Origin of the sequence: Luteibacter sp. 22Crub2.1, from assembly GCF_900167995.1 — a bacterium.
Lineage (GTDB): Bacteria > Pseudomonadota > Gammaproteobacteria > Xanthomonadales > Rhodanobacteraceae > Luteibacter > Luteibacter mycovicinus.
The window spans coordinates 352855-375078 of sequence record NZ_FUYT01000001.1 but is presented as its reverse complement, the minus strand read 5'-3'; the positions used below and the strand labels follow the sequence as shown (position 1 = coordinate 375078).

At 66.5% G+C, this 22224-nt stretch carries 17 protein-coding genes; 10 read left to right on the top strand and 7 right to left on the bottom strand.

Annotated elements, in window-relative coordinates; genetic code table 11:
* Positions 1-46: 46 nt before the first annotated feature.
* The 3 genes from B5X73_RS01715 to B5X73_RS01705 all read right to left on the bottom strand — a co-directional run bounded on the left by B5X73_RS01715 (position 47) and on the right by B5X73_RS01705 (position 4532).
* A complete protein-coding gene (locus B5X73_RS01715) occupies positions 47-1075 on the bottom strand; it encodes an acetate/propionate family kinase (RefSeq protein WP_079520307.1) in 1029 nt (342 codons plus the stop codon).
* Positions 1072-3453, bottom strand: a complete 2382-nt coding sequence (locus B5X73_RS01710) for a phosphoketolase family protein (RefSeq protein ID WP_079520306.1) — start codon at positions 3451-3453, stop codon at positions 1072-1074. The genes B5X73_RS01715 and B5X73_RS01710 overlap by 4 nt, the downstream gene beginning before the upstream one ends.
* A 140-nt stretch (positions 3454-3593) precedes the next feature.
* Positions 3594-4532: a restriction endonuclease gene (locus B5X73_RS01705; protein ID WP_176167682.1), complete on the bottom strand. Its 939-nt coding sequence runs from the start codon at positions 4530-4532 to the stop codon at positions 3594-3596.
* A gap of 183 nt (positions 4533-4715) precedes the next feature.
* Here B5X73_RS01705 and B5X73_RS01700 point away from each other — a divergent pair, with 183 nt between their 5' ends.
* Entirely contained in the window at positions 4716-5243 is a 528-nt protein-coding gene (locus B5X73_RS01700) for a hypothetical protein (protein WP_139382614.1), read from the top strand.
* Here the strand turns inward: B5X73_RS01700 and B5X73_RS01695 are convergent.
* Complete coding sequence (locus tag B5X73_RS01695) at positions 5240-6292, bottom strand: HDOD domain-containing protein (RefSeq protein WP_079520304.1); 1053 nt, start codon at positions 6290-6292, stop codon at positions 5240-5242. The genes B5X73_RS01700 and B5X73_RS01695 overlap by 4 nt on opposite strands.
* Positions 6293-6375: 83 nt before the next feature.
* Here B5X73_RS01695 and B5X73_RS01690 point away from each other — a divergent pair, with 83 nt between their 5' ends.
* Together B5X73_RS01690 and B5X73_RS01685 are read left to right on the top strand one after the other, a co-directional pair.
* On the top strand, positions 6376-7239 hold the full coding sequence (locus B5X73_RS01690) for a pseudouridine synthase (RefSeq protein ID WP_079520303.1): 864 nt from the start codon (positions 6376-6378) through the stop codon (positions 7237-7239).
* A gap of 45 nt (positions 7240-7284) precedes the next feature.
* A complete protein-coding gene (locus B5X73_RS01685; RefSeq protein WP_079520302.1) occupies positions 7285-8682 on the top strand; it encodes an MFS transporter in 1398 nt (465 codons plus the stop codon).
* Between the two features lie 56 nt (positions 8683-8738).
* Here the strand turns inward: B5X73_RS01685 and aat are convergent, their stop codons facing one another.
* From aat to trxB, 3 genes are read right to left on the bottom strand one after another with little or no spacing between them, the layout of a single operon-like run.
* Entirely contained in the window at positions 8739-9449 is a 711-nt protein-coding gene (gene aat / locus B5X73_RS01680; RefSeq protein ID WP_036112640.1) for a leucyl/phenylalanyl-tRNA--protein transferase, read from the bottom strand.
* Positions 9446-10579, bottom strand: coding sequence for a GNAT family N-acetyltransferase (locus tag B5X73_RS01675; protein ID WP_079520301.1), 1134 nt, complete (start codon positions 10577-10579; stop codon positions 9446-9448). Before B5X73_RS01675 ends, aat begins: the two co-directional genes overlap by 4 nt.
* Before the next feature lie 43 nt (positions 10580-10622).
* Positions 10623-11585, bottom strand: coding sequence for a thioredoxin-disulfide reductase (gene trxB, locus B5X73_RS01670; RefSeq protein ID WP_036112649.1), 963 nt, complete (start codon positions 11583-11585; stop codon positions 10623-10625).
* A gap of 183 nt (positions 11586-11768) precedes the next feature.
* Here trxB and B5X73_RS01665 point away from each other — a divergent pair, with 183 nt between their 5' ends.
* The 7 genes from B5X73_RS01665 (at position 11769) to B5X73_RS01635 (ending at position 22148) form a co-directional block, all read left to right on the top strand.
* On the top strand, positions 11769-12833 hold the full coding sequence (locus B5X73_RS01665; RefSeq protein WP_079520300.1) for an alanine dehydrogenase: 1065 nt from the start codon (positions 11769-11771) through the stop codon (positions 12831-12833).
* A gap of 98 nt (positions 12834-12931) precedes the next feature.
* On the top strand, positions 12932-15211 hold the full coding sequence (locus tag B5X73_RS01660) for a DNA translocase FtsK (RefSeq protein ID WP_217699721.1): 2280 nt from the start codon (positions 12932-12934) through the stop codon (positions 15209-15211).
* A gap of 7 nt (positions 15212-15218) precedes the next feature.
* On the top strand, positions 15219-15647 hold the full coding sequence (locus tag B5X73_RS01655) for a hypothetical protein (protein WP_036112654.1): 429 nt from the start codon (positions 15219-15221) through the stop codon (positions 15645-15647).
* A 31-nt stretch (positions 15648-15678) separates the two neighbouring features.
* Positions 15679-16329, top strand: a complete 651-nt coding sequence (gene lolA, locus B5X73_RS01650) for an outer membrane lipoprotein periplasmic chaperone LolA (RefSeq protein ID WP_036112657.1) — start codon at positions 15679-15681, stop codon at positions 16327-16329.
* 228 nt (positions 16330-16557) lie between these two features.
* Positions 16558-19386, top strand: a complete 2829-nt coding sequence (locus tag B5X73_RS01645; RefSeq protein WP_079520298.1) for a DUF2339 domain-containing protein — start codon at positions 16558-16560, stop codon at positions 19384-19386.
* Positions 19376-20743, top strand: coding sequence for a DUF3999 family protein (locus B5X73_RS01640; protein WP_176167681.1), 1368 nt, complete (start codon positions 19376-19378; stop codon positions 20741-20743). Before B5X73_RS01645 ends, B5X73_RS01640 begins: the two co-directional genes overlap by 11 nt.
* Positions 20744-20819: 76 nt before the next feature.
* The gene (locus tag B5X73_RS01635) at positions 20820-22148 is read left to right on the top strand and encodes a replication-associated recombination protein A (protein ID WP_079520296.1); all 1329 of its coding nucleotides are present in this window, start codon (positions 20820-20822) and stop codon (positions 22146-22148) included.
* The last annotated feature ends 76 nt before the right edge of the window (positions 22149-22224 follow it).

Here is a 22224-nt window from a genome sequence, read left to right as displayed (position 1 = left end):
AGTACCAGTCCCGGTCGCCAGTCACCGGTCGCGCGCAGGCGCGCTCCTACATGGTCAGGTGCCATGTGTGGCGGGCGATTTGCTCATCTTCTTCCGTCACCATCACCCGTGACGGGACATCGCCGATCCATTGCAGCCCCGCGAGAATCGCATCGCGGGTGACGGCATCGTTCTCGCCGATACCGCCGGTGAACACGAGCAGATCGATGCCGCCAAGCGATGCGACCATCGCCGCGATCTGCTTCCGCGCCACATGTACGAACACATCCTGCGCGAGCTTCGACGCCTCGTTATCCATCGCATGCAACTTCCGCATGTCGCTGGTACCGCCGGAGAGCCCCTTCAGGCCGGCCTCCCGATCGACCAGTTTTTCAAGCCGCTCCGCATCGTAGCCACGCTCGCGCATCAGGTAGAGCAACACGCCCGGGTCCAGATCGCCCGGTCGCGTCCCCATCACGATGCCGCCGGTGGGCGTGAGCCCCATGGTCGTATCGACCGACCGCCCGTCGCGCACCGCGCACAGGCTCGCGCCATTGCCCAGATGGGCGATGACGACCCGCGACGGAATGCCATCGCCCAGCTGTCGGACGATCGACTCGTACGAGAGCCCATGAAACCCATACCGCTCGATACCACCCTCACGCAGATCCGCCGGCAAGGGCAGGGTCTTCGCGACCAGCGGCATCGACGCGTGAAAGGCCGTGTCGAAACACGCTACCTGCGGCAGGTCCGGGAAACGTTCCCTGCAGCGTTTCACCATCGCCACCGCGGGCGGCACGTGCAGTGGCGCGAACGCGCGCGCCTCGTCGAGATGCGTCATCATCGCCTCGTCGATACGCGCATGCTTCCGCACACGAGGTCCGCCGTGCACGATGCGGTGACCGATCGCATCGGGGGAGGGCAGGGACTGTTTCGATAACGCATCGACGATGCCCGCCAGCGGATCGGCATCGGCGGGGCCGTCCGTCTGCCCGGTAAGCAGCGCCTCGCACCGGTCGCCATCGACGCGGTACAGGCCGTATTTCAGCGACGACGACCCCGTGTTGAGCGCCAGGACATGGCCGGCGCCACTCACGAGGGATCCTTCCCGTGCGCTGCCGTCTCTTCCGCCTTCCACTGCCAGTCGCGCACCTCCGGCAGGTCCTGCCCGTGTTCACTTACGTACAGCTTGTGTCGCTGGATATCCGACCAGTAACGCTGCGTCGCCTTCTCACGCTCGCCGGCCAGACGCGGGATGCGGTTGATCGCGTCGAGGGCCAGCTGGAAGCGATCCATGTTGTTCAGCACCATCATGTCGAGCGCGGTGGTGGTCGTGCCTTCTTCCTTGTAACCGCGCACATGGATGTTGTCGTGGTTGTGCCGCCGATACGTCAGCTTGTGGATGATGCCCGGATAGCCATGGAAGGCGAAGATCACCGGCTTATCTTTGGTGAACAGGTCGTCGAAGACATCGTCGTCCATGCCGTGCGGATGTTCTTCCGGCTGTTCCAGCGACATCAGGTCGACCACGTTGACCACGCGGATGCGGATGTCCGGCACGTACTCGCGCAGCAGCATGACGGCGGCGAGAATCTCCACGGTCGGCGCGTCACCCGCGCAGGCCATGACCACATCGGGGTCCTCCCCGCCACGACCGGCCCATTCCCAGACGCCCGCACCGGCGGCACAGTGACGGATCGCACTCTCCATATCCAGCCACTGCCAGTCCGGCTGCTTGCCCGCGATGATCACGTTGACGTAGTGGCGGCTGCGCAGGCAGTGGTCGGCGACGGAGAGCAGGCAGTTGGCATCGGGTGGCAGATAGATGCGCACGATCTCGGACTTCTTGTTCGCCACATGATCGATAAAGCCGGGATCCTGATGCGAGAACCCGTTATGGTCCTGGTGCCAGACGTGCGAGCTCAGCAGGTAGTTGAGCGACGCGATCGGCGGACGCCACGACATCTTCCGGGTGACCTTCAGCCACTTCGCATGCTGGTTGAACATCGAATCGATGATGTGGATGAAAGCCTCGTAGCACGAAAAGAAACCATGGCGGCCGGTGAGCAGATAGCCTTCGAGCCAGCCCTGGCACTGGTGCTCGCTCAGTACCTCCATGACGCGGCCGGCGGGGGAGAGGTTCTCATCCACCTCTTCGTATTCCGCCAGCCAGGTCTTGCCGCTGGCTTCGTAGACGGCTTCGAGCCGGTTCGACGCGGTCTCGTCGGGCCCGAACAGGCGAAAGGTCTGCATGTTCTGCCGCATTACGTCGCGCAGGAACCTGCCGAGCACGCGCGTGGCTTCGGCCTTGTGGTCACCCGGTGTCTTTACGTCTTCCGCGAAACTGCGGAAGTGCGGCATATGCAGCTGCTTCAGCAACTGGCCGCCGTTGGCATGGGGATTCATGCCCATGCGGCGCTGACCCGTGGGTGCCAGCGAAGCGAATTCGTCCCGGAAACGGCCGTGTTCGTCGAAGAGTTCGTGCGCGTCGTAGCTCTTCATCCAGTCTTCGAGGATATTCAGATGCTCATCGGTCTCGAACTTCGCGATGGGCACCTGATGAGCGCGCCACGTGCCTTCCACGGGCTTCCCATCCACTACCTTCGGGCCGGTCCAGCCCTTGGGGCTGCGCAGCACGATCATCGGCCAGCGCGGGCGCACGGCATCGGCGGCATCGTCGCTGCGGGCGGCCTCCTGGATGCGTCGGATCTCGTCGAGGCAGGTGTCGAGCGCCGCCGCGAAGTCCTGATGCATCGGCTCGAACTCGTGGCCTTCGACGAAGTGCGGCTCGTAGCCGTAGCCGCGCATCAGGTCGCGAAGTTCCTCCGGTTCGATGCGCGCGAGCACGGTGGGATTGGCGATCTTGAAGCCGTTGAGGTGCAGGATCGGCAGCACCGCGCCGTCGCGTGCGGGGTTGAGGAACTTGTTCGAATGCCACCCCGTGGCCAGTGCGCCGGTCTCGGCTTCACCATCGCCGACTACGCAGGCGACGATGAGGTCCGGGTTGTCGAACGCCGCGCCGAACGCGTGTGACAGCGAGTAGCCGAGTTCACCGCCTTCATGGATCGAACCCGGCGTTTCGGGTGCGACGTGGCTCGGAATGCCGTACGGCCACGAGAACTGGCGGAACAGTTCGCGCATGCCCGCTTCGCTGCGGTCGATGTGCGGATAGATCTCGGTGTACGACCCTTCCAGATACGTATGCGCGACCAGGCCGGGACCGCCATGGCCGGGACCGATGACGTAGATCATGTTGAGATCGCGTTCGACGATCGCGCGATTGAGATGCGTGTAAATGAAGTTCAGGCCGGTAGTCGTGCCCCAGTGTCCAAGCAGCCGGTGCTTGATATGTTCCTTGCGCAGCGGCTCGGCCAGCATCGGATTGTCGCGAAGGTAGATCTGTCCCACGGTGAGGTAGTTGGCGGCACGCCAATAGGCGTGCATGCGACGGAGCAGGTCGGGCGCGAGCGTCATGAGTGCTTCCAGGCGACGGGGTCGCCAAACAGGCTAAGCGCGCGAGGATTGTCCCGGCGTGAACGGAACGGCCCTGACTTCGTTTAATCGTGCGGCGGAACGCCGCGACGCGATGACGAACCGGTCAGATGACGGATCGGTTACTCGTGCGAGCCCAGTTCGCGCGTGCTCTGTTCGAGCACCTTCATGCCGTCTTCGTGCCTGCGTGCGTTACGTGCGTCCTCGGACTGCTGGCGCAGGCGTTCGCGCTCCGCGATTTCGCGCGCGGCGGAGGGCGGATCGAGCGCACCATGCGTGCTGACGATGCCGGATGCACCACTGAGCGGAGGCGTGCCGGTCGCCGGCGCGACGGCGGACGCCGCCGGGTCGACAGGCGGGGCGGGTGCGGCCACCGGTGCGATGGCGGGCGTCCGCGTCGACACTGGCGTCGCGGACGGGGGAGGCGTCGCATCATCCGCCGGTGCGGCGGCTTCTTCCCGGCGCGACATGCTGTGCCAGACGAATAACGCTAGCAGCGCCAGGATGGCGATCACGAGCAAGGCCGGGCCGAGACGCGAGGCGTCACCGGACGACCGGCGACGGAGCGCCGCGCCACGTGTTTTCTCGTGCTTCGCGCCTTTGCCGCCCCGGGCGGATGGGGCCGAGGCCGCACCCGGAAGCGACATGTCGAGATGATCGGGCAGCTTCAGCATCACGCGCAGGACGTCACCGTCGACCAGCTGCAGGCGCGGCTGGCGGCGCATCAGTGCCCTGGCCTCGCTGCTGTAGCGCCCACGGGTGACGAAGACGCCCTTGCTCGCGGCCTCGTTGAGCATGTTGCCAAGCAGCTCGTTCACATCCTGCAGCTGCACTTCCTCGGTGTCCCAGTGCTTGCACTGGACGATGACGGTTTCGCTTCCGCGGCGCAGCCGGAGATCGACGCCAGCCGTCAATGTCTTGAGTGACGTGGCAGGCGTATGGTGTTCAACGAGGTAACCCTGGCTACGATAATGCTCGGCCAGCAGATGCTCGAAATCCTGCCAGGCGAGGCGCGCGAGGGCGTCACCGGCTTGGGCTGGCGTCTGTCGTGCCGCAAACATCGTTCGGAAAAAACCCTGCCAAGGTTCAAACCGGCATTGTACCCGGACGGGACGCCGGATTTCCGCAACGGCGGATTTCCGCCATGGCATGGCGCCCGCCGTGCTCTCCACCCTGCGTTGTCCGGGTTGCCGACGGTGGTTTCGCCCGGTAAATTGGGAGGTTGTATCGGGGGAATTCGGGGTTTGTCTGTGATCAAGCACGTATTGGCCGCCGCCGCGGCCCTGGCGCTGTCCGGTTGTGGCGGCAAGTCGATGATCGAGAGCGACATGAGTCGCCTGGTGTCCGCCAGCCCGGCGTCGCCGTGGCTCACTGTCGAAAACCGCGGTGAAAGCGTCGTCGTCGTTTCCGGACTCGAGGGCAAGCCCAAGGTTCAGGTCAGCCCGGACATCGCCACGGCCGTCGAGGCCCGCCTGCGTACGACACTGCAGCCGAAGTACATCACCGACCTGATCATCAACTGCCGTGGGCTGGAGACAGCCACCTCGGTCGCCGCCGAGGCTGAGCCGCCGGCCGCCAGTCTCACCCTCGCGGTGAACTGCCGGATCGTCAATCGCGGCGTGGTGACCGCCAAGGCCTATCGCATTCAGCAGTCGCTGCCGGTGCAGCCGGACGCGCCGCGCCTGGATACGCTGGTGCCGCGCCTGATCGACGGTGCGTCGACCCAGCTGGCGGATCAGCTCTGGGCGGACGTGAAAGCGACGACCCGTTAAGCCTCGACGGTGTTGGCCGCCCGCACGGCGTCCTGACACTCCACCAGCTGAGCCTGGGTGAAGCTCTGGCCGGGCACGGCCAGCAGCACGGCATCGGCCTCGGCACCGCCCTGGTCGATGAGGACGTCGATCATCGCCACGCGACTGGCCGCGATCAGGGCGCGGCCCAGCGGCGTGCGCGCGCCCGCGTCGGCGGGATCGGCGCGCTCGGACAGGGCCTGCACCACGCGGGATGGGAAGTCCCAGTGCCGCGCCGCATGCAGCGACAGGCGCTCCATCTGCTGGGCCAGCGCGGCGATGAAAGAGCGGCTGTACTGCGGTACCGCGTCGCCGTATTTCTCGAGCTCGGCCAGGATGGCCTGGGAGCCCGTATGGCTGACCAGTCCGGCCAGAAAGGCCTCGAACGGGTCGCAGGCCGGACGGCCCAGATGGGAACAGGCGCGGGCGCAGCGCTCGGCGTGCTCCCACAGGCGTTCGCCGGCATGGTGGATGCCGTTTTCGCCCGTGCGCAGGATCGGCCGCATCACCAGTTGCATGACCACCCGGCGCAGGCCGTTCTGGCCGAGCAGCGTGATCGCCTGCTGCAGGCCCGTCACGGGTTTGGTCGAACGGAAGAAAGCGCTGTTGGCCACGCGGATGATTTCGCCGACCAGTACGCTGTCGCGGGAGACCTGTTCGGCCAGCATGCGGCTGTCGGTGTCGTCGCTGCGCAGCGAGCGCATCAGCTGCGGCACGACCGAGGGCAACCGGGGCAGCAGGCCGACGTCGAAACGTTCGCCGCCGAAGACGTCCTTCAGGCGGCGCAGCAGGCTCTGCTCGGCCGGCGTCATGGCGGGTTCGAACGATGGCGCCGCCGAGAGGATCAACCGGTAAAAACGGTCTTCCACCTCGTCGGCCGGCAGCGCGCCGGCGGGCACCTCGACGATCGCCTCCACCCCTTCGTCGGCAACCGGCGCGGGCGCAGACACAAGCGGCCATGCGTTGCTGGCCTCCGCCGGGGGAGTCGCGCCGCGAGCGCCGAACCACTTCCTGAAAAACCGGCCGATCACGGGGAAGCCTCGAGGCTGGGGAGGGAGGAAGACACAGTATATGGCGGCCGTGAGGCGAACGAGTTGAGGGATACAATCTTACGATGGAACCGCTTCCGCCCAGCCGACTCGTCCTGCCCGCCGGCGCGTGGCCTTCCGTGCTGGATTTCCTGTGCGACCGCTTCCCGGCGATCGGCCGTCCGGTCTGGATCGACCGCATGGAGCGCGGCATGGTGGAGATCGACGGCGTGGCGATCGACCGGCTCGCGCCCTACCGGCCGGGAACCAGGCTGGCCTACCGCCGCGAGGTGCTGGCGGAGCCGACCATTCCCTTCGAGGAAACCATCGTCCATGCCGACGACGACCTCGTCGTGGCCGACAAGCCCCACTTCCTGCCCACGATGCCGGCCGGTCGTTTCGTCGAGGAGACCCTTTCCGTACGCCTGATGCGCCGGCTGGATAACCCGGCGCTGATCGCGCTGCATCGGCTGGACCGGGGCACCGCCGGGCTGGTCGTGTTCTCGGCCCGGCCGGAGAGTCGGGACGCCTATACACGCCTGTTCCGCGAACGCCGGATCGGCAAGGTTTATGAGGCGCTGGCCGGTCCTCTGCCGGGCCTGGTCTTTCCGCACGTCCGGGAAAGCCGGATCGAGCGCGGTGAGCCGTTCTTCCGCGTTCGCGAAGCCGAGGGCGAGCCCAATGCACGCACCCGCGTCGAGGTGCTGGAGCGGGGCGAACACCTCTGGCGTTATCGGCTGCAGCCGGTGACCGGACGCAAGCACCAGTTACGTCTGCACATGGCCGCACTAGGTGCGCCGATCCTGGGCGATCACGTCTATCCCGAGCTGCGCGATGAGCCTGCGGACTTCAGCGAGCCGTTGCGGCTGCTTGCCCGCGAACTGCGCTTCGTCGACCCCGTCACCGGACAGGACCGCTCGTTTCTAAGCAAGCGTTCACTCGACCTTTGAGGCGTGCGGGCGCAAACTGTGCGCTTCCTCGCCGCTCCTTTCCGGATGACTTCCGCTCCTGGCTTCCGCACCGTTGCCCTGATCATCGCCAGCGCGATGTTCATGGAACAGTTGGACGGCACCATCCTGGCCACCGCGCTGCCGGCCATGGCGGAGTCCTTCGACGTTTCCCCGCTGCACATGAGTGTGGCGCTGACCTCGTACATGCTCAGCCTCGCCGTGTTCATCCCGGCCAGTGGCGCCATCGCCGATCGTTACGGTTCGCGCAACGTCTTCCGCGCCGCCATCGCGCTGTTCACGGCGGGATCCATTCTCTGCGGTCTGTCCGGCAACCTGCCGCTGCTGGTGCTGTCGCGCCTGCTGCAGGGTATCGGCGGCGCCATGATGGTGCCGGTGGGACGCCTGGTGCTGCTCCGCTCGGTGCCCAAGTCCGAACTGGTCAGCGCGATGTCGTGGCTGCTGGTCCCCGCACTGATCGGGCCCGTGGTCGGGCCGCCGCTGGGTGGCTTCATCGTCACCTGGGTGTCCTGGCGCTGGATTTTCTACATCAACGTGCCGATCGGTCTGGCCGGGATGTGGCTGGCAACGAAATTCATTCCCGACATCCGCATACCGGACAAGGTGCGCTTCGACAAGCTCGGTTTCGTGCTGTCGGGTGTGTCGTTGTCGTGCCTGGTGTTCGGGCTGGAAATGGCCAGCCGGGGCGCGACGTCGATGGCCGGTTCCACAGGGCTGATGGTGGGCGGCCTGATCGTCGGTGCGATCTATGTATGGCATTCGAAGCGGACGACCAACCCGATCCTCGACCTGTCGCTGATGCGTTTCACCACCTTCCGCCTGTCCGTGATCGCAGGCTCGCTGACGCGTATCACGGCCGGTTCGGTGCCGTTCCTGCTGCCGCTGATGATGCAGCTGGGCTTCGGTCTTTCGGCGGCGCACAGCGGCGTGATCACCTTCGTGTCCGCACTGGGCGCGATGTTGATGAAGGCGACCGCGGCGCCGGTGCTGCGCTGGTGGGGTTTCCGCGCGACGCTCGTCTGGAACGGCGTCCTGTCGATGGTCTGCGTGGCCTTGTGTGCCGCGTTCCGGCCGGAGTGGCCGCTATGGATCATCTACGTGGTGCTGCTCTTCAGCGGGTTCTTCCAGTCGCTGCAGTTCAGTGCGTACAACACGGTGGCGTACGCGGATGTGCCGAGTGAGCGATTCTCCAGCGCGACCAGTTTCTACACGACGTTCCAGCAGCTGATGCTGTCGCTGGGCATCTGCGTGGCCGCCGCGGCCTTGCACGTGTCGGTGAGCTGGCACGGCCGCGAGCATGCGCAGCTGCCGGACTTCAGCGTGGCGTTCCTGGTGGTGACCTTCGTGTCACTGCTGGCGGCACCGGTGTGTCTGCTGCTGCCAAAGAATGCCGGCGCGGAGATGAGCGGACACCGCTGCCGCTAACGCCCTCGCTCAAATGTAGGAGCGCGCCCTGCGCGCGACCCGCGACCCGCGACCCGTCAAGGCAGCGCAATCGCCTCACTGATCCAGCTCCCCACTTTCCCCGGCATCGCCGCCAGCCGCCTCGCCTGCGCGATGAATGGCCGCCTTGGAATCTCCACCGCTCCCATGCTCAGCAGATGATCGTTGGTCACCTGCGCATCGAGAAACGGAAACCCCCACCCATGCAGCAAACCGCATAAGCCCGCCAGCGCCACCTTCGATCCACCCGTGCGCGCACTGAACATCGACTCGCCGCAGAACAGGCGTCCCACCGCCACGCCGTAAATACCGCCGACCAGCGACCCGCGATCCCACACCTCGACGCTGTGCGCATGCCCGCGCCGGTGCAGCTCTTCGTAAGCGGCGATCATGTCCGGTCCGATCCACGTGCCCGGCTGGCCGTTACGCGGTGCCGCGCACGCACGCATCACCCGCGCGAACGAGGTGTCCGCGGTGATCCGCCAGTTCGACTTGTTGAGCTGCTTGCGCAGACTGCGGCTGATGTGGACTTCGTCCGTGCGGAACACGCAGCGCGGATCGGGTGACCACCACAGGATCGGCTCGTCTTCGTTGAACCAGGGAAAGACGCCCTGTGAATACGCTGCCAGCAAGCGATCGGCGGACAGATCGCCACCCCACGCCAACAAGCCGTTGGGCTCGGCCAGTGCCGACTCGGGGTCGGGGAACAGGCCAGTGCGCTGGGGATGCAGTTGTGGCAGCTGGATCATCGGTCCGCGTAAGGCGAGTGAGTCATCAGTTCGTCTTTATAGGCTTCACGGTGAGCCGCTTCGTGGACCAGGGCATCGGCCACGGCCTGGCGGAAACCTTCATGCGCAATGTAATGCCGCGAGTGGGTCAGCGTCGGCAGGAAGCCACGAGCCAGTTTGTGTTCGCCCTGCGCGCCGGGTTCGAAACGCGCCAGACCCTCGCGGATCGCGTAGTCGATACCGCGGTAGTAGCAGAGCTCGAAATGCAGGCCGGACAACTCCACGCTGGCGCCCCAGTAACGTCCATACAACGCGTCGGCGCTGCGGAGGAAGAGCGCCATCGCCACGATGTCACGGTCGTCGCGTGCAAGCGCGACCTGCACATTCGAACCGAGCGTGCGTCCCAGGTATTGGAAGAACCGCGCCGTGAGTGCGGCATGGTTGCCCTTCATGTCGAAGGTGAGCTCGTAGAGGCCATGGATCTGCCTCCACTCGGCATCGGACAGCGTGTCGCCGCCGCGCATTTCCAGGGTCAGGCCGGAGGCCGCCGCATGCGCGCGCTCCTGTCGTATGTTCTTGCGCTTCTTGCGCGCCAGCGCATCGAGGAAGCCGTCGAAATCGGCATAACCGCGGTTATGCCAGTGAAACTGATAGTCCGCCCGGATGAGCCAGCGGTCGTCGAAGGCGTGAAGATCGGCCTCGGCGAGGAAGTTGGCGTGGATGGAGGACAGGCCCAGGCGATCGGCTTCGTCCACCAGCGCGGCGGTCAGTCGATTGCGATGGATGTCGGCCCCGGGCCCCTCACGCACCAGTAAGCGCGGACCGGGCACGGGAGAGTAGGGCGAGGCGACTAGCAGCTTGGGGTAATAGTCCCCACCGGCGCGTTCCCAGGCCGAGGCCCAGCTCCAGTCGAAGACGAACTCGCCGTGCGAGTTGCCCTTGAGGTAGGTCGGGGCGGCGGCGACCAGCCGGCCGCCGTCGAAAATGGCAAGGTGGTAAGGCTTCCAGCCGTAATCCTCACGCAGGCAGCCCTTGGTCTCCATGCCGCTGAGAAACGCATGCGACACGAAAGGGTTGCCGTCGGGCACGAGCGCATCCCAGTCGGCGGCAGGGATCTCGCCGAGTCCGTCGAGGAAGCGGATCTCGCTCATGCGGCGCGGTGCCCCGCGCGTCGGGAGGCGCGGGGCGGTGCCATCACGTCAGCAGGTGCTGCTGGTCGAGCCAGCGCTCGGCATCCAGTGCGGCCATGCAGCCGAAGCCGGCCGAGGTGATTGCCTGGCGGTAGACGTGGTCGGCCACGTCGCCCGCCGCGAACACGCCCGGGACCGAGGTCGCCGTGGCCATGCCGTGGGTGCCCGACTGGATCTGGATGTAGCCGTCCTTCATGTCGAGCTGACCTTCGAAGATGCCGGTGGCCGGGGTGTGGCCGATGGCGACGAAGAAGCCCTGGACGTCGAGGTCGCGCTTCGCGCCGGTGTTGACGTCCTTGACGCGGACGCCATTGACGCCGGAGTCGTCACCCAGCACTTCGTCGATCTGGTGGTTCCAGAGCAGCTCGATCTTGCCGGCCGCGACCTTCTCGAACACCTTGTCCTGCATGATCTTTTCCGCGCGGAATTTGTCGCGGCGGTGGACGAGGTACACCTTGCGGGCGATGTTGGCGAGGTACAGGGCTTCTTCGACCGCGGTGTTGCCCCCGCCGACCACCACCACGTCCTGCTCGCGGAAGAAGAATCCGTCGCAGGTGGCGCAGGCGGAGACGCCGCGGCCCTTGAACTTCTCTTCCGAGGCGATGCCCAGGTACTTGGCGGTGGCGCCGGTGGTGATGATCAGCGCGTCGGCGGTGTACTCGCCGCTGTCACCCTTCAGGCGGAACGGGCGGTTGCCCAGGTCCACGCTGTGGATGTGGTCGAAGACCATCTCGGTTTCGAAGCGCTCGGCGTGCTCGGCCATGCGGCGCATCAGCTCCGGTCCCTGCACGCCCTTCTCGTCACCGGGCCAGTTGTCGACCTCGGTGGTGGTCATCAGCTGGCCGCCCTGCTGCAGGCCGGTGATCATCGTCGGCTTGAGGTTGGCGCGCGCCGCATAGACGGCGGCCGTGTAGCCGGCGGGACCGGAGCCGAGGATCAGCAGACGGCTGTGCTTGGGGGTGCTCATGTATAATCCTTGAGGTTTGCTGCGACGTGTTTCGAGGTTGCGCAAGATCGTTGTCGACCCGGAAGAATGGGGAAGACGAGGGTGCGATTCAAGACATTCGCTTCATGATGGTGCCTCCCATGTCCCCGCATGGTGGCTTTTGTTCGTCCGACTTCTCTCGGTTCATTCAGGATCCTCCTCAAGATGCGCATCGGTATCCCCTCCGAAACCAAGACCCTCGAAGGCCGCGTGGCCCTCATTCCGGCCGCCGCGGCCGATCTGGTCCGCCGTGGCCATGAGGTCTTCATCCAGTCCGGCGCCGGCACCAAGTCCGGTTATGCGGACGCCGACTACGCCGTGCTGGGCGTCACCGTGGTGCCCGACGCCGCCGCCCTTTATGAAAAGGGCGAGCTGATCGTCAAGGTCAAGGAGCCGATCGAAGGCGATCTGAAGCTGCTCAAGAAGCACCACCTGCTGTTCTGCTACCTGCACCTGGCCGCCGAGCCGGCGCTGACCAAGAGCCTGCTGGATATCGGCCTGACCGGTATCGCGTTCGAGTCCGTCGACGAAAACGGCGTGCTGCCGCTGCTGCTGCCGATGTCCGTCATCGCCGGCCGCATCGCCACCCAGATCGGCACCACGCTCCTGCACCAGCCCAACGGCGGCAAGGGCAAGCTGCTGGGCGGTATGGCCTCCACGCCGCGCGGCAAGGTCGTCGTGCTGGGTGCGGGCGCCGCCGGTGGCAACGCCGCCGCGCTCGCCGCCTCGGCCGGTGCCAACGTCGTCGTCTTCGACAAGCGCCAGGACCGTCTGGCCGAGATGATGGCCATGGGCCCCAACGTCACCGCGCTCTACGCCTATGAGTCCTCGGTGGCCGAAGAAGTCCGCAACGCCGACATCGTCGTCGGCGCCGTGCTGATCCCCAGCGCCAAGGCGCCGCGCGTGGTCACGGAAGAGATGGTCAAGACGATGGAGAAGGGCTCGGTGCTCGTCGACATCTCGATCGACCAGGGCGGCTGCTTCGAGACCTCGCGTCCGACCACCTGGAAGGAGCCGACCTACGACGTCCACGGCGTGACGCATTTCTGCGTGACCAACATGCCGGGCGCCGTGCCGCAGACCTCGTCGACCGCCATTTCGGCCGCCATCCTGCCGTACGTGCAGCGCCTGGCCGCCGGCGACGCGTGGCGCGATCACGCCCCGCTGGCCGCCGGTATCAATATCGAGGGCGGCAAGCTCGTCCACCCGGCGCTTCAGGGCGTGGCATGATGCCGAAAACCCGATCCGAGGTCGTTTGCTAAGTGGCGCGCAGCGCGAAAGTCGTCAAGAAACAGGCCAGGACGCAGATCAAGGCCCAACGCGAAGGCTTGAGTGACGAACTCAAGCGTCGCCTGCGCGAAGCGGGAGCCCTTCTGGTGCTCCCGCTCGCCCTGTACCTGCTCGTCTGCCTGATCAGCTACAACGATCAGGACCCGAGCTGGGGCCATATGGGGGTCGCCGAGCACGCCACCAATTTCGGTGGTGCGGTCGGCGCCAACATCGCCAATCTGCTCCGTTACATCTTCGGCCTGGTCTCGTACTTCTTTCCGCTGCTGCTGCTGGCCCTCGGCGTGGAGGTGATCCGTCAGCGGGGCGAGCGCAATGTCGCCCCGTGGGAGCCGTCCCTGCGCCTGATCGGGTTCGTGTTCTTCTTCATCACCGGCCCCGCGCTGGTGTATCTGAACGTCGATTCGCCCGTCTTGCCGGAAGGCCCGGGCGGCATCGTCGGCAAGTGGGTCGGGCGCGGCGTGCATGCCGCGTTCGGCGACAAGGGCGCGCCGCTGTTGCTGCTGGCCCTGTTCCTCATCGCCGTCACCCTCGCCACCGGCCTGTCGTGGTTCCGCCTGATGGACCTGACGGGGCAGGGCGTGGTGCGACTGGGCGGCTGGTTCGGCGGCAAGATGCGCCGCGCACCGGACGTCATGGCGGCCCGCACCGCACGCGCCGAGCGCGAAGTGGTGAAGAAGGCCGAGGCCGTCAAGCAGGCCAGACGCGAGCCCGTACGCATCGAGACGCCCACCCCCATGGTGGTCAAGAGCGAGCGTGCGTCCCGCGAGAACCAGATCCCGCTGTTCACCGGCGCATCCATCGAGGGTGAGATCCCGCCGCTGTCGCTGCTGGACGAAGCGCCGCCGCAGGGTCCCGGCTACTCCGAGGAAACCCTCGAGGTGCTGTCGCGCCAGGTAGAGCTGAAACTCAAGGACTTCCGTGTCGAGGCGCGTGTGGTCGGTGTCTATCCCGGCCCGGTCATCACCCGCTTCGAGCTCGAACCCGCCGCGGGCGTGCGCGGCAGCCAGGTCTCCAGCCTGGACAAGGACATCGCGCGCGGGCTGTCCGTGGTCAGCGTGCGCGTGGTCGACGTCATTCCGGGCAAGAACGTCATCGGCCTGGAAATCCCGAATACCAAGAAGCAGATCGTCTACCTCTCGGAGATCCTTCGTTCCGAGCGCTACGACCAGGTGAAGTCGCCGCTGGCGCTGGCCCTGGGCAAGGACATCGGCGGCAAGGCCGTGGTCACCGACCTCGCCAAGATGCCCCACCTGCTCGTCGCCGGTACCACCGGTTCCGGTAAGTCCGTGGCGGTCAACGCCATGGTGCTCAGCTTGCTGTACAAGTCGAGCGCCAAGGACGTGCGGATGATCATGATCGATCCGAAGATGCTGGAGCTCTCGGTCTACGAGGGCATCCCGCATCTGCTGGCGCCGGTCGTCACCGACATGAAGGAAGCCGCCAACGCGCTGCGCTGGTGCGTCGCCGAGATGGAGCGCCGTTACAAGCTCATGGCCGCGGTGGGCGTGCGCAACCTCGGTGGCTTCAACAAGAAGGTGAAGGACGCGGAGAACAGCGGGCAGCCGCTGCTCGACCCGCTGTTCCGCGCCAACCCCGACATGCCGTCGATGACGGCCGATCCGCTCGAGCCGCTGCCGCACATCGTCATCATCATCGACGAGTTCGCCGACATGATGATGATCGTCGGCAAGAAGGTCGAAGAGCTGATCGCGCGCCTGGCGCAGAAGGCGCGTGCGGCGGGTGTGCATCTGATCCTCGCCACGCAGCGTCCGTCGGTCGACGTCATCACGGGTCTGATCAAGGCGAACATCCCGACGCGTATCGCGTTCCAGGTGTCGTCCAAGATCGACTCGCGCACCATCCTCGACCAGTCCGGCGCGGAAGCGCTGCTCGGTCACGGCGACATGCTCTACCTCCCGCCGGGTACGGCCACGCCGGAGCGCGTGCACGGTGCCTTCGTGGACGACCACGAGGTGCACAACGTCGTCGAGTGGCTGCGTGCGCAGGGTGCGCCCAACTACATCGAAGGCGTGCTGGAAGAAGTCCAGTCCACCGCCGATGGCAAGATCATCAACGACGCCGGTCTTCCGCAGGATGCCGACGGTGACGGCGACAGCGACAACGCTCTCTACGACCGCGCCGTGCGCGTGGTGACGGAGACGCGTCGCGCGTCCATCTCCGGCGTGCAGCGTCATCTGCGTATCGGCTACAACCGCGCCGCCCGCCTCGTCGAACAGATGGAGCAGGAAGGCATCGTCAGCGCCCCGCAGCACAACGGTAACCGTGAAGTGCTGGCGCCGCCGCCCCCCAAGGATTAATCGCCCCATGAACACCATGAAGCCGGGCGCGCTACGTCAGCGCCCCTGGAGCCTGCTCGTCACCGGCGACCTCGTGCCTACGGCCGAGGTGCTCGACGAAGTCACGAGCGTGTTCGAACTCAATCCGTCCATCCCGGGTCTGGAGCTGCGCGCCGACGACGGCCGCGCCTGTTTCGTCACGCGCGAGTACCCGAGCGGACACACCGCCGAAGTCGACGACGCGCTGGAAGTGATCTTCGCCGAACAGACCGAGATCGCCGAGATCGTCGTGCTGGGTCAGGAAGCGCGCCCCGCACACACCGCCACCCGCGATGCGCCTTTCTGGCACCGCGACGGTAAGGCCATCGCCGACATCAGCGAGAAGATGGAGGCCGGCGAGATCTCGCCGGGAGAAGCCATCGACATGCTTAAGTCGCTGTTCGAAACCGATCGCTGACAATCGCGCCGAACCCTACGGAAGACATCCCATGAAACGCCTCCTGCTCGCCGCGACGCTGTCCCTCCTCAGCCTGCCGACTTTCGCCGCCACCGGCGCGGCTCGCGAGCGCCTGGATGCGTTCTCGAAGGGCCTGCATTCGCTGACCGGCCGCTTCAGTCAGACCCTGGCCAACGCCAATGGCGACCAGGGCAAGGTCAGCTCCGGCACCCTGGCTCTGCAGGCCCCGCGCCAGTTCCGCTGGGAGACCACGGCGCCGTACAAGCAGACGATCGTCGCCGACGGCAGCCGCGTATGGCTGTACGACCCTGACCTGGAGCAGGTCACGGTGCGCAAGCAGAGCAGCGAGGAAGCGCAGAGCCCGCTCACGGTGCTGACCGACCTGTCGCAGATGGACAAGGACTTCAAGGTCACCGAGCAGGGCGAGCACGACGGCCTGGTCTGGCTGCGCCTGCAGTCCACCTCGAAGGACCCCCAGTTCGATTTTGCCGACCTGGGGTTCGACGCCAGCGGCCTCGCCCGCATGGCCTTCAAGGATCAGCTCGGCAACACGACGCAGATTTCGTTCGCCGGATGGCAGAAGAACCCCGCCGTGCCGGCCAGCACGTTCGAGTTCGTCCCCCCGCAGGGCACCGACGTGATCGGTGACGCCCCGGTGCTCCAGACCCAGCCGGTGAAATAACTGCGGGAATGCGCCCCGCGCGCTGTAGGAGCGCGCCTCGCGCGCGAAAAGCCAACAGCGCGAGGAAGCAGGAAGGGTACGGCTTCACCGCTCTGTGGGCTTTTCGCGCGCGGGGCGCGCTCCTACACGCACGGGGCGCGCTCCTACAGCGCAGGGCGCGCTCCTACGCGTCTGGCATTCATGCCAGACTCCGCCCGTCACACAGGATGTTACGGAGAGACCAACGGTATGTACGTCATCTGGGCCATTGTCTGCGCGGTGATCGGCGCCCTTGTCGATCAGGGGTGGACCGGCGCCGTCGCGGGGGCTGTCATCGGCTGGTTACTGGGGCGGCAGTCGCAATTTCGCGATGAGCTGGATGCACTGCGAACGCGGCTGGATGCGGTGAGTCCGGGCGCGGCGGAGTCAACGTCCGCGACGCCAGTGCCTGCGACGCCGAAGCCACTGACGCCGGCGGACTGGCCTGACGCCGACCCGGTGCGTGTGACGCGACTTCCGGTGCCTGCTGCGGAACCGGAGGGGCAGCCGGGGATGTTTTCTTCACGGCCGCCGCCGGTGCCTTTGTCGGTGCCTGGGGCCGTTTCGCAGGCGCCGATCGCCAACAGGGTTGGCGCCAGGCAAGAGCCGGGGACGTCGGGTGAACCGGCAGTGTCCCGCGAGCCCTCCGTGCCCGTTGAGCCAGCCGGGCCTTCACTGGTCGATCGGTGGATCGAGGCGGGCAAGCGCTGGTTTACCGAGGGTAACGTGCCGGTGAAGGTCGGCATGCTGGTGTTGATCGCCGGCGTGGGCGCGTTCCTGAAATACGCCTCGGATAACGGCTTGCTCCGGGTGCCGGTATCGGTACGGCTGAGCATCGTGGCGCTGGTGGCGATCGCTGGCGTGGCGTTTGGCTGGGTGCAGCGCGAGAAGCGGCGTTCGTTCGGGCTGGCCTTGCAGGGTGGCGGCCTGGGCGTGCTGGTGATGATCGTGTTCGCCGCGTACCGACTTTATGGTCTGCTCGATGCGGGTCCGACCTTCGCGCTGCTGCTGATCTTCGTCGCGGGTATGGGTGTGCTGGCGGTGCTGCAGGATGCGCTGGCGCTGGCCGTGCTCGGACTGATCGCCGGTTTCGCCGCGCCGATCATGGCGTCGTCGGGGCAGGGCAATCACGTCGCGCTTTTCAGCTATTACGCGGTGCTCAACCTGGGCATCCTCGGCATCGCATGGAAAAAGGCGTGGCGCGTGCTCAACGTGCTCGGCTTCGTCGCCACCTTCGGGGTCGGCACGGCCTGGGGGGTGCTGAAGTACAGCCCGTCGCTGTTCGAAAGCACCGAGCCGTTCCTCATCTTCCACTTCCTGCTCTTTCTCGTGGTGCCGTGGCTGCACGTGCTGCGTTCGCCGAAGGGCCGCCGCGCCATCCTCGACGGCTGCCTGATGTTCGGCAATCCGATCGCCAGCCTGCTCTTGCAGGGCGCGTTGCTCGACTGGGAGCCGATGCCGCTGGCCCTCTCCGCGCTGATCGCCGCGGGCCTTTATATCGCCATCGCGTTCGCCATCCGCAAACGCGAGGATATGGGCCTGCTGCGTGAAACCTGGGCCGTCCTGGCCGTGGCCTTCGCGACGATCGCGGTGCCGTTGGCGCTGAGTGCCGCTGTGACCGCCAGTGTCTTCGCGCTCGAAGGCGCGGGCCTGATCTGGCTCGGCTTCCGGCAGGGACGTCGACTGCCGCGCTGGTCGGGTGTGTTCCTGCAACTTGTCGCTGGCGTGGCCTGGTGCCTGGCTCTTGCGTTCCGCACACGCTACCGGGACACCGCCTTCCTCAATCCCGAGTTCATCGGCAGCTTGCTGCTCGTGGTCGGCGCGGGTGTGGGGGTATGGCAGTTCGATCGTCATGGCACGTCCCGGGGCGTTTCCAGTCTCGCGCGCGTCGGTCTCCTGCTCTGGGCGGGGCTATGGTGGTTCGTGGGTTTCGGCAATGAAATCGGGCGATTCGTGCGCGATGCCGGTGACACAGGCATCCCGGCGAACGTGGATGCCGCGTGGCTCGCGCTGGTCGGCGTGACCGGCTGGTTGCTCGCGGAAGCCTGCCCGCGGGCACGCAAGCTGGATCTCGGCGCCGTGCTGGCGTTCTCGGTGCCGCTGTCCTTCCTGTTCTCGCTGCTGATCGTGCTGCAAGGCGCCAACGAGCGAGTGCAATGGCTCGCCGGTTGGCCCCTGGGTGCAGTCGTCGTCATGGCGGTGACCGGCTGGCTCGCGATGCGCGGCGAAGGTACGCACCGTGTCGCCGGCGTGGCGACCAGCACCGTCTGGTGGCTTCGCTGGCTGGCCCTGTTCACCTTTTCCATCGGGCTCGCGCTGGATCATGTGGCGGGCGTGGGGCAGGGCTGGCAGATCGTCGCCTGTTCGGTGCCGACCCTGTTGATCGCGGCAATCACGGTGTGGTGGCCTCGTCTGCTTGCGTCGCCACTGGCGATTTACCTGCGCGAAATCCGCGTCAGTGTCGGGGGCGCGATGGTGCTGGCGATGGCCGTCGTCGGCCTGATCGCACTCACCGCCGCGGGCAGCCCGCAGCCGTTGCCCTTCGTTCCCGTCCTCAATCCGCTGGATCTTCTGCTCATCGCGGTGCTTCTGTTTACCGCACGTGCGATTTCCGACGAGGCCGTTCCGCCGGCGATCAGGCGCACGCGGCCCGCTGCGCTCGCGGTCGCCTTCTTCATCGTCGCGACCAGCATGACGCTGCGCGCCGTGCATCACCTTGGCGGCGTGCCGTGGGATTCGTCGATGCCTTCGTCCAGTCTTGCCGAACTCTCGCTCACCGTGGTCTGGAGCGTGATCGGCGTCGTCGCCTGGGTGCTCGGTTCGCGTCGCGGCCAGCGCCTGCTGTGGATGGCCGGTGCGGGCACGATGGCCGTGGTGCTGCTGAAGCTGCTGCTGGTGGATCGCGGACATCTGGGCAACCTGTTCGGCATCGCGTCCTTCATCGCCTATGGCCTGCTGTGCACGGTTATCGGCTATCTCGCTCCCGCGCCGCCCAAAGAGGGCGCGGTCATCGCTCCGGAGTCACCGCATGCGTCGTGATGTGGGTTGTCTGCTTGTTCTTGGTCTGTTTGCCGCAGGCGCCCGTGCCGAGGCGCCCGAGGCATTCGCTTATGCGTGGCCCATCACGGCGCCGCAGGGTGGCAAGGCCTACCTCGTCGAACTGCCTCAGGACGCGTACGCCTGGGCATCGCGCGATGCCGGGCTCGCCGATGTCGTCGTGGTCGATGCGGAGGGGCGGCAGGTCGCCGCCGGCCCGTACACCGCCGCCGCGCCGACCTCGCATCCCGTGACGCTCGATGCGCCGTTGCGCGCCGTGCCCGCCGCGGTGGACGGCGTGCCTGGTGCGCGCATCCAGCGCAGCACCAACGGCGACATCGTGATCGAGCCGGGTCCGGTGGCGCCGACCGCCACGCCGCGCGTCTGGCTGTTCGACGCGCGCTCGGCGATCGCGCCGGAGCGCCTGGAGTTTGCGGCGATCGACCACGACGTGAACCTCGGCGTCGACGTCGATACCAGTAACGACTTGCAGGACTGGAACACGCGCGTGCGCGGCGCGTCGATCGTGACGCTCGGCAAGGGCGATGGCGCGGTGGATGCGCGCGTGATCAAGCTGTCCGGTTCGCCGGCACGTTACTACCGCGTGCGTGTGATGAGTGGCGAAGCACCGTGGGCGATCGACAGCACGTCGTCCGTCACCTTGTCGGGAAGTGTCGAAGACGCGGCGGCAAAGGACGAAGCGAAGCTGCTCTGGCTGGACGTTCCCGTCGGTGACACGAAGAGCAGCGGGCAGGGCGTCGATTACGACTATCGCTTGCCGGCCGCGTTGCCGGTGAACTCCGTGCGCGTCACGCTGGGGAAGAGCGACAGTGTGGCCCGTCTGGATGCATCGGCGGTCGAGGGCACGATGAGCAGCGAGGCGCTGGGCACGCTCGTCGTCACCCCGGATGGTACGGAAGGTCGTCGGCCGCTCGAGGTGAATGCGCGCCGCCGCGATCTGCTGCGTCTGCATTCGGCGACGCCGCTGCGCGAAGCGCCGCATCTGTCGGTGGGCTGGCGGCCGGATCGCTTCGTCTTCCTGCCCGAAGGCAAGGGGCCGTATCGGTTGCTGGTGGGCAGTGCGCGCGAGCGGCGTCCGGCGTGGCCCGTGGGCGATGCGGTGACGGCCTTGCGTAAGAGCGAAGGCGCGGCGTGGCGGCCTGACGAAACCACATTGGGTCCCGGACAGGAGCTGGGTGGACGCGAAGCGCTGAGTTCGCCGGCGGCGCCGTTCGACTGGACCCGGCCTTTGCTCTGGGTGGTGTTGTTGCTGGGGGCGGGTTTGATTGCAGGGATGGCGGGCAGTTTGCTGCGGAAGCCGAAGGCGGGTGGCGAGGACGAGGGCAAGGGCGAGAGTTGAGGGCGGCTCCGAGGCCTTGAGCGCATCTGCACGCCTGACGCGCGATAATGGGCCTTCACTCCCTCCCGCGAGTCCCATGTCTTTTCAGTCCCCCGGCCTTTTTGCCGAACCCGAAGCGCTGAAGCCCCTGGCCGAGCGTATGCGTCCGCGTGCCCTCGACGAGATAGTGGGGCAGCAGCGGGTGGCGGGCGAGGGTAAGCCGCTGCGCCGTGCGCTGGAGGCAGGCAAGGTCCATTCGATGATCCTGTGGGGACCGCCGGGGTGTGGCAAGACCACGCTGGCCCTGCTGGTCGCCCGGTACGCCGACGCCGACTTCCGCGCCATTTCCGCTGTCATGAGCGGCCTGCCGGACGTGCGAAAGGCGCTCGCGGAGGCGGAAGGCAACTTCGCGCAGGGGCGCCGCACCGTCCTGTTCGTCGACGAGGTGCATCGCTTCAACAAAGCCCAGCAGGACGCCTTCCTGCCGCATATCGAGCGGGGCGTGATCATCTTCGTCGGCGCGACCACCGAGAACCCGTCGTTCGAGCTCAACTCCGCGTTGCTCTCACGGTGCCGTGTGCACGTGCTGGACGCGGTGAGCCCGGACGATATCGTGGCCGCATTGCATCGCGCGCTGGCCGACAAGGAACGCGGTCTGGGCGATCTCGAACTCGATGTCGACGAAGCGTCGCTGAAACTCATCGCCAGTGCCGCCGATGGCGATGTACGTCGTGCGCTTACCTTGCTGGAAATCGCCGCCGAGCTCGCCGAAAACGGCCGGATCGACGATGCGACGCTGGAGCAGGTGCTGGCGGATCGCACGCGTCGTTTCGACAAGAGCGGCGAGCAGTTCTACGACCAGATCTCGGCCCTGCATAAATCCGTGCGCTCGTCCGATCCGGATGCCGCCGTTTACTGGCTGACGCGCATGCTCGACGGGGGCTGCGATCCGCTGTATCTGGCCCGGCGCATGACGCGGATGGCGGTGGAAGATGTGGGTCTGGCCGAGCCGCGCGCGTGGCGCATGGCGCTGGATGCGTGGGATACGTACGAGCGCCTCGGCAGTCCCGAGGGCGAGCTGGGCCTGGCGCAGCTGGCGATCTGGCTGGCCATTTCGCCGAAGAGCAACGCAGCGTACATGGCTTACAACAAGGCCAGGGCCACCGTGAAGCAGATGGGCACGCTCGACGTGCCGATGCATCTGCGCAACGCGCCGACCAAGCTGATGAAGGGGCTGGGTTACGGCACCGGTTACCAGTACGACCACGACGTCGAAGGTGGCATTGCGCTGGATCAGCAGTGCCTGCCCGATGAACTGGTGGGAACGACCTTTTATGAGCCGGTCGATCGCGGACTGGAAACGAAATTGCGCGAGAAACTGGATGCGTTACGCGCCGCGCGTGCGGAAGCCCGGACGCGGAAGTAGTTCTGCCGCTGCCGCGGGAGTCCTGGCGACGCTACGGACGGCATTTGCTGCATTGCGGTACGATACGGAGCATCTA

Coding starts and splice junctions, on each gene's coding strand:
- B5X73_RS01710 (WP_079520306.1), bottom strand. CDS start 3,453: ATGACGCTCGCGCCCGACCTGCTCCGTCGCATGCACGCCTATTGGCGT.
- B5X73_RS01705 (WP_176167682.1), bottom strand. CDS start 4,532: ATGTTTGCGGCACGACAGACGCCAGCCCAAGCCGGTGACGCCCTCGCG.
- B5X73_RS01690 (WP_079520303.1), top strand. CDS start 6,376: ATGGAACCGCTTCCGCCCAGCCGACTCGTCCTGCCCGCCGGCGCGTGG.
- B5X73_RS01685 (WP_079520302.1), top strand. CDS start 7,285: ATGACTTCCGCTCCTGGCTTCCGCACCGTTGCCCTGATCATCGCCAGC.
- aat (WP_036112640.1), bottom strand. CDS start 9,449: ATGATCCAGCTGCCACAACTGCATCCCCAGCGCACTGGCCTGTTCCCC.
- B5X73_RS01675 (WP_079520301.1), bottom strand. CDS start 10,579: ATGAGCGAGATCCGCTTCCTCGACGGACTCGGCGAGATCCCTGCCGCC.
- trxB (WP_036112649.1), bottom strand. CDS start 11,585: ATGAGCACCCCCAAGCACAGCCGTCTGCTGATCCTCGGCTCCGGTCCC.
- B5X73_RS01665 (WP_079520300.1), top strand. CDS start 11,769: ATGCGCATCGGTATCCCCTCCGAAACCAAGACCCTCGAAGGCCGCGTG.
- B5X73_RS01655 (WP_036112654.1), top strand. CDS start 15,219: ATGAACACCATGAAGCCGGGCGCGCTACGTCAGCGCCCCTGGAGCCTG.
- lolA (WP_036112657.1), top strand. CDS start 15,679: ATGAAACGCCTCCTGCTCGCCGCGACGCTGTCCCTCCTCAGCCTGCCG.
- B5X73_RS01645 (WP_079520298.1), top strand. CDS start 16,558: ATGTACGTCATCTGGGCCATTGTCTGCGCGGTGATCGGCGCCCTTGTC.
- B5X73_RS01640 (WP_176167681.1), top strand. CDS start 19,376: ATGCGTCGTGATGTGGGTTGTCTGCTTGTTCTTGGTCTGTTTGCCGCA.
- B5X73_RS01635 (WP_079520296.1), top strand. CDS start 20,820: ATGTCTTTTCAGTCCCCCGGCCTTTTTGCCGAACCCGAAGCGCTGAAG.